Source organism: Laedolimicola sp., assembly GCF_051972735.1.
Classification (GTDB): domain Bacteria; phylum Bacillota; class Clostridia; order Lachnospirales; family Lachnospiraceae; genus Laedolimicola; species Laedolimicola intestinihominis.
This window is the reverse complement of the sequence record NZ_JBOKYU010000073.1, coordinates 1-6,644: the sequence shown is the minus strand read 5'-3', so window position 1 is coordinate 6,644 and position 6,644 is coordinate 1. Positions and strand designations below refer to the sequence as shown.

Below are 6,644 nucleotides of genomic sequence, written 5' to 3'. Positions count from 1 at the left end.
ATACAAAATATTTCAGAAAACAGCATCCCGCAAAGTGCAGGATTTACAGAGATGCTGTCCCGACAATTTGACGGGTGTCTACAACGAATCACCATCAGCGTTGATTTGACATTCATGGTCAGGTTCGCAAACATATCCCCACATAGGCTTCTGTGCGTTATCGTCGCACCATCTTGTGTAGGCTTCATAGATCGCCTTCGAGCTGGCTTCGCTGTCAGCCTTGAAACGGATGTAGCCCTCAGATTGCAGAAACTCGATCACATTGTTGCTGCTACGTTTGACCGTCTCCATGTTCTCTCTGGCCTTACCTGAAATGCTGAACCGATAGTTGTTCCCAATCAGCCGGTGCAGCCCCGCCAGACACCATATGAAAACGCACTGGAAGAAAACCGCTGATTTCCGTGTTGGGTCGGGGATGTGGATACCGAGGTCAAGGCTGTCGGCAACACCCCGGAGATCGGCGAGAACGGGAACTGGTTTATCGACGGCGAGGACGGCACGGTTGTTGCCGGAATCGACGGCGCGCAGATCAATGAGGAGGGCGACCTGATCCTCACTCTGGCCGATGGTACCACCATCAATGCCGGACGTGTCCGGGACGATCAGGACAATTCCGAGTCGGAAAATACAGAAAGCACGCCGCCTGCCATCGGTGCAAGTACGGTCGTGGCCATCTGTCTGGCAGGTGCTTCTCTGCTGGGGATCGGGATCACGCTTACGATCCTCCTGATCCGGAAGCGCGGGCGTTAAGGAAATAAAACAGTAACATTCGGGGCGTTGCAGACGAACTGCAACGCCCCGCTTCTTTTATGCACTCATCCATTTTCCCTTCCAGGTATACAGAATCATCAGCACCATACCCAGCGCCCAGGAAAACGGGTACAGGATGTAGACGCCTTCGATCCCATGGAAGCCAGGCAGAATAAGCCGGATCCAGAGGATACGGAACAGACAGAGGGACAGAAGCAGAACCACCATGGGCGGCACCGTTTTGCCGGTTCCACGGACGGTACCCGCCAGCGCGTGAAGAATGGCAAGCAGCCAATAAAAGGGGCAGAAATACCGCATGGCGATTTGCCCGAAGTCGATGACCGTGGAATCCTTGGTGAAAAGGCTGAGAGCCGGGCGCGAGAAGAACAACAGCAGCGCGCCGGTAACGACCGTGTATACAATACACATGCCAAGGGTCACCCACATGCCCTTTTTTACGCGCTTCAGATTTCCGGCGCCGTAATTCTGCCCCACGAAGGTTGTGATCGCCATACTAAAGCTCAAAACCGGAAGGATATTGAAGCCGTCGATCTTTAAGTAAGCGCCGAAACCGGCCATCGCAGCCGTTCCGTATCCGTTGACGGCAGCCTGTACCAGAATATTGGACAGAGAAATGACCATATTCTGGATACCCGTGGGAAGACCCACCCGCAAAATCTGTAAAGCCATGAAGCCATTCAGGCGAAGCTCCGGAATATGTACCTGATAATCCGCCGGAACGCGAAGCAGGAACAGAAAAGCCAGAATACAGGACGCCGCCTGGCTCATATCCGTAGCGATAGCCGCGCCTGCCACGCCCATTTTCAAAACCGCAATCAGAAGTACATCCATGAAAATGTTCGTGAAAGCCGCGGCAGCCAGATAGAGGAGCGAACGCCTGGAATTGCCGGCGGCGTTCAGAATACCGGCCATCATATTGTAAAGAACATTAAAAACCATGCCGCCGGAATAAATCCGCAGATAAAGCACGGCGTCCTCCAGCACCTCCTCCGGCGTATTCATCCAGATCAGAAGCGGTCTGGTGAATCGAAGCCCGCCGATGGTCAGAAGCGCTCCTAGGATCAGGGCCACTGTGACAGCTGTATGAACGGCAGTCCGCACATGCTCCGAATCCCGCGCCCCAAGATATTGAGAAATGATAATGCCCGCGCCCACAGAGGCTCCCTGGCTGAACGCAATCAAAAGATAGATCAGCGACGCTCCCGCGCCAACCGCGGCCAGCGCATTGCTTCCCACACAGTTTCCCACGATAATCGAGTCCACCGCATTGTAAGTTTGCTGTAGCAGATTACCCAGAATCAGCGGAATGGAAAATAAGAATATATTTTTAAGAATACTGCCTTCGGTCATCAGCATCCCGTGCTGCCCGGAGGATTTTTTCTCTATGGTTTCAGACATGATAAAGCCCCTCTCTTTTGTAAAACAGATACCTATGTCAGTATAGGCTTATCCGGTTGGAAAAGCAAGGATAAGAATAGAAATCCGCCTTGAATTGTGGAAGCTGCTTAATGAAAGCGGCACAAAAATGGTGGAATGTACAGAAAACAATTATGAAAAGCGAAATATAATTGACAATTTCAGATGGGTCAAGTATCATGAAATTACAAATACAGTGGGTAAAATAAGATATGGATGACAAGGAGTTGTCTGATTATCGGGAGGAAAGTAAGATGGAATTTACAGTTTTTCTTTACAGAATATTAGTCGTTGCAGTGTGCGTATTTTTTGTATTAGGCGTTGTGTTTTATTTCAAGGGAAGAAAAACAAAAAGCTATAAAAAGAGTCTGACCTGTTTTGGCATCTATATTGTGACGAATGTGGTTCGGCTTATTTTGGAAAATCATATGTAAATGGTAAAAGTTATCCAAGGAAATATCTAATTTGACGGAGAGAAAGAGCCTATGTGGAATATACTGACTCAAAAAGAGCTGCTGCTCACCCTTGACATGAACCGTCAGGCAGAGGTTCGGGAGACGCTTTCCCTTCATGGAATTGATTATCGAATCCACACAAGAAATCTTCAGGGTTCAGGCCCTTTAGGTGGAGAAGCCCGAAAAACCGGAAGCTTTGGCGTCGACCAGAGCTGTACTTACGAATATAAAATTTATGTACAGAAAAATGAGTATGAGAGGGCGAAGCGACTGGTTTCGTTGTAATTAAAAATACTATCCGTGTCTGGAGCTCTATATCGTGCTGAATCTGATCCAGATTATCTGGAATATTTTAACCAAATGAAATAAAGGAGAAATTTGCTTATGCTGAAAGACGAAATCAGAACCGGAAATTTTATCACGATTCTTTATACTTTCATGTCTGCGCTGTGGACGCTTTTAGCCATCTCCAAAGGCGTCTGGATTGACGCCGGAATCGGTACCTGCATGACGGTTTTCGGCCTTGCAGGGATCCTGTTTTGTAAAGATAAGCGGAATTGGCTGATGGATACGGTTGTAGTACTTGGAATTGTCGCTCTTATTGTGAGATATTTTGTTCTCTAAATAACAGATTTTTAAGCTTCAAAATGTTTTATGGATGGAGGGGATATTTATGAAGAAAAAAGAAAGTTGGATTATTGTAACGAATAAGAAAACTTACCTGCTTCTGGCCATCGCAGCCTGCATCATTCTATATCTTATCAAAGCCGCGATCAGTACTTTCTCTCTGAAAACCATGCTGGTGGCAGATTTTCTGGGTGAACTGATGGTGTGCGTTTTGATTGCGCTTATCTGCATTTACCTGTTCGTCCGGTTTAACACCTATTCCCACCTGTACAATCCGGATCATCCGAAGCCGGGAGATAAAGTATGACAGATAGGATACCCTGCCGAATAGCATTCAAAGCGGAACGTGCATATCCGAAGGATATGGAAAAATAAAGATGTTACTGAATGGTTTTGGAAATTAAAATACATATCAGATTTCAGTTGACAAAATGGTTTAAAAAGTATAGACTAAAATCAAAGGTTTATACTTTTTAAACCATTTCTCATTTACAGAAAGGAGGCGTCCCATGGAAGACCTGATCTATATCATGACCGAGGCCGAGCAGGAGCTGGCGCAGCTTATCTGGGAGCATGAGCCGCTGCGGAGCGGGGAACTGGTGCGGCTGGCAGCGGAGCATTTGAACTGGAAGAAGTCGACCACCTATACGGTGCTTCGGAAGATCTGTGAAAATGGCATTTTCCAGAATGAGCAGTCAGTGGTCACATCCCGGATGAGTCAGGAGGAATACGCCAGACGGAAGGGCGAACGATACCTGGAGGAGAATTATGAGGGGTCTCTGCCGAATTTTGTAGCGGCCTTTTTGAAGCGGAAAAAGCTGAGTAAGAAAGAAATTGACGAATTGGCAGAACTGATTGAAGAGTACGGGGAGGATTGAGGATGGAAAAGGTATTTGGCGCGGTTTTACATCTGAGTCTGATTGGCAGTTATACCGTGCTGTTGGTGGTTCTTCTGCGGTTCCTGATGCTGAAGGTGCTGCATTGTTCCAGAAAACTGGCCTACGGGCTCTGGCTGCTGGTGTTCCTGAATTTTTGTGTGCCGACAGGGCTGCAAAGTCCTTTCAGTCTGATTCCTTCCAGGGTGGAAACCACCGCTCAGAATCTGGAGAATCGAAGCAATGAGCTGTCCGGTACGATCCATCAGCTGTCCGGTACAGGGCTGAAATCCGGAATGGAAGCACAGTTCCCGGAAGAACTTCAGGAAACACAGCAAAACAATCTGACAGGCACCGAGACAGGGATTTCCGGTCAAAGCAAGAGCACCTGGAATTGGAGTCTGATGTTCCGCATAGTATGGCTGTCCGGAATCGTATTACTGCTAATCCAGCAGACTGTTTCTACCATAAAATTAAAGGCACTTTTAAGCAAAAACCGATGTGTCAGAAGCGTTCCGAAACAGCGAATCCGGGAATACGAAAAGCTCCCGGCTCCTTTCGTATGGGGTGTCCTGAGGCCAGTTATCTGTCTTCCTGCGAACCTGGAGGAGACGGAAAAGCATTACATTCTGGCCCATGAGGACTATCACAGAAAGCGCCTGGATACCCTTTGGAAGCTTCTGTTTTTACTGATCCGGACGCTTCACTGGTTCAATCCCTGCGTCTGGCTGGCCTATGTGCTTTTCTGCCGGGATATGGAGATATCCTGCGACGAGGCAGTGCTCCAGAACAGTGCCCGGGATATTCGGAAGGATTACGCTGCCAGTCTTTTAAAGTACGCTGCGAAGCAGAATGGATATGCGGTCAGCTCCCTGACCTTCGGGGAACCTTCCCTGAAAAGCCGGATTCAAAACGTGTTGCATTATCGGAAAAAGACCGTTGGAATCACTCTGATCGGAGTTATCATTCTGGTGGCGGCAGTCCTCGGTCTGCTTTTACGACCGACGACACCAACGACAGAATCCGATACGGAATCTGGAACCTCTGCGGAAACAGGAAAAACAGGTAGCGAAACGACAGCAGATCATACGATTCTCGGCAATGGCAGTGAGCTCATCGCGGTAGACGGCGAGCTCTATACCATGGATAGAACAAAACTCTATTCCGACGGCGCGTATCTGTATTACGATTCCTGGAACGAGACAGGCGGCGTCTCCCGCATCTGGCGGCAGCCCTTTACCGCTGCAAATATGGAAATGGTTGCGGAGGGAGAACTTCTAGGCAGCACCGCGGACGGCAGCAGTCTTTACTACGATCCTGGCGATCACAGTGTCTGGGAATACAATACCGCTTCCGGCGATACGGCGCTTCTTAACCCGGGCAATCAGAATCCCATTACAAGCCTGTATGTGGATGAAAATGTGGTCCTCACAGCGGCTGGTCATTACGAGGGCAGCGCCGGATATTTCTACGGCAACTTTTACTCCTACAATCGGAAAACCGGGGAGACAACGGAGGCTTATCTGACCGACGCGCCCACCTTTGTAGTGTTGAATGATACCGTATATTATCAGAAATATTTTAACAGTCCGGACGGGGAAGACGTTCCCTACGGCATCTACCAGACGGATCTGGAATTTCAGAACGAGACCCGGACGGCACTGGATATGACCTTGCTGGGGGCAAATGAAGAGACAGGAGATCTGCTGGCAGCCGTCGAACCGGATTACTTAAGCTCTATCGAACCCGCCTATACCCAGACGGATCTGGACGCCATTTCCGTAGCCAACAGCCGGGGCTGGAATCAGGTGCTGGTGGACGCCGGAGCCGTATTTGGATACACAGACAGCGTGAATCAAACACAGCTGTTCAACCTGGATGGCTTCCAATACACCGATTATGCGGACGCAGAGGTTACTTCAGTGCAGTATCAGGATGTCAGCGTCCTGGGCGATATGCTCTTTGTGCGGATGCAGCTTTTGGGGCATTTTGCAAAGGACGGTGCAGGCTTCCAGGAGTCCGTTCTGCGTGAAGTGTGGCTGAAGGTCCGCATGGATGGAAAAGGCGCGAAGCTGGTGGACTCGACGATCTATTTTCCGAATGGCGATACGGTAAATAATAGCGTGACAGCGGAACACGCAAACACCGCAAATACCGATTCGATGAATGAGATTACGAACATCGAACCAGCAAAAAACAAAAATTAGTTTATCGATCAGGAAGGCAGGCTCTGTCTTCCTGATTTTCAATTGAAAAAGAAATATCGCCGGGTTATAATAAAAAACAAACCATTCAAAACGGAGGCATTTCCGATGCAACATACCTGTAAGCTTGCCCTGGCGCAGATGCGCATGACGGATTCCGTCGAAGAAAATCTGCAAAAATCCCTGGTCTTTTGTGATGAAGCGGCGGACAGTGATCTGCTGTTCTTCCCGGAGATTCAACTTTCCCCATTTTTCCCACAATATGAAAAACAAAACGCAGATCGCTGGTGTATGCG

General features: G+C 48.7%; 8 protein-coding genes and 1 pseudogene. 8 read left to right on the top strand and 1 reads right to left on the bottom strand.

The window, feature by feature from the left end; all coding sequences use genetic code 11:
* Both ACTRC3_RS11370 and ACTRC3_RS11365 read left to right on the top strand, forming a co-directional pair.
* The coding region (locus ACTRC3_RS11370; protein WP_440323143.1) for a hypothetical protein at positions 1–312 on the top strand (312 nt) is incomplete at its 5' end.
* A gap of 105 nt (positions 313–417) precedes the next feature.
* A complete protein-coding gene (locus ACTRC3_RS11365) occupies positions 418–750 on the top strand; it encodes a hypothetical protein (RefSeq protein ID WP_440323142.1) in 333 nt (110 codons plus the stop codon).
* A 57-nt stretch (positions 751–807) separates the two neighbouring features.
* Here ACTRC3_RS11365 and ACTRC3_RS11360 read toward each other — a convergent pair whose 3' ends face one another.
* Positions 808–2,169 (bottom strand): MATE family efflux transporter, encoded by a 1,362-nt coding sequence (locus ACTRC3_RS11360; RefSeq protein WP_178040115.1) that lies wholly within the window; start codon positions 2,167–2,169, stop codon positions 808–810.
* Positions 2,170–2,672: 503 nt separating this feature from the next.
* On the opposite strand from ACTRC3_RS11360, the gene ACTRC3_RS11355 reads away from it, so the two are divergent.
* The 6 genes and pseudogenes from ACTRC3_RS11355 to ACTRC3_RS11330 all read left to right on the top strand — a co-directional run.
* Positions 2,673–2,927, top strand: coding sequence for a hypothetical protein (locus ACTRC3_RS11355; protein WP_349163928.1), 255 nt, complete (start codon positions 2,673–2,675; stop codon positions 2,925–2,927).
* Positions 2,928–3,026: 99 nt separating this feature from the next.
* Entirely contained in the window at positions 3,027–3,266 is a 240-nt protein-coding gene (locus tag ACTRC3_RS11350) for a hypothetical protein (protein ID WP_349163927.1), read from the top strand.
* A 49-nt stretch (positions 3,267–3,315) separates the two neighbouring features.
* Positions 3,316–3,576 carry a hypothetical protein gene (locus ACTRC3_RS11345; protein ID WP_178040112.1) on the top strand — a complete coding sequence of 87 codons (261 nt, stop codon included), beginning with the start codon at positions 3,316–3,318 and terminating at the stop codon, positions 3,574–3,576.
* A 202-nt stretch (positions 3,577–3,778) separates the two neighbouring features.
* Complete coding sequence (locus tag ACTRC3_RS11340; RefSeq protein WP_178040111.1) at positions 3,779–4,147, top strand: BlaI/MecI/CopY family transcriptional regulator; 369 nt, start codon at positions 3,779–3,781, stop codon at positions 4,145–4,147.
* Between the two features lie 2 nt (positions 4,148–4,149).
* Positions 4,150–6,351 carry a M56 family metallopeptidase gene (locus ACTRC3_RS11335; protein ID WP_440323141.1) on the top strand — a complete coding sequence of 734 codons (2,202 nt, stop codon included), beginning with the start codon at positions 4,150–4,152 and terminating at the stop codon, positions 6,349–6,351.
* Positions 6,352–6,456: 105 nt separating this feature from the next.
* Positions 6,457–6,644, top strand: a pseudogene (locus ACTRC3_RS11330) (hypothetical protein); the annotation flags it as partial.

Coding starts and splice junctions, on each gene's coding strand:
- ACTRC3_RS11360 (WP_178040115.1), bottom strand. CDS start 2,169: ATGTCTGAAACCATAGAGAAAAAATCCTCCGGGCAGCACGGGATGCTG.
- ACTRC3_RS11355 (WP_349163928.1), top strand. CDS start 2,673: ATGTGGAATATACTGACTCAAAAAGAGCTGCTGCTCACCCTTGACATG.
- ACTRC3_RS11350 (WP_349163927.1), top strand. CDS start 3,027: ATGCTGAAAGACGAAATCAGAACCGGAAATTTTATCACGATTCTTTAT.
- ACTRC3_RS11345 (WP_178040112.1), top strand. CDS start 3,316: ATGAAGAAAAAAGAAAGTTGGATTATTGTAACGAATAAGAAAACTTAC.
- ACTRC3_RS11340 (WP_178040111.1), top strand. CDS start 3,779: ATGGAAGACCTGATCTATATCATGACCGAGGCCGAGCAGGAGCTGGCG.
- ACTRC3_RS11335 (WP_440323141.1), top strand. CDS start 4,150: ATGGAAAAGGTATTTGGCGCGGTTTTACATCTGAGTCTGATTGGCAGT.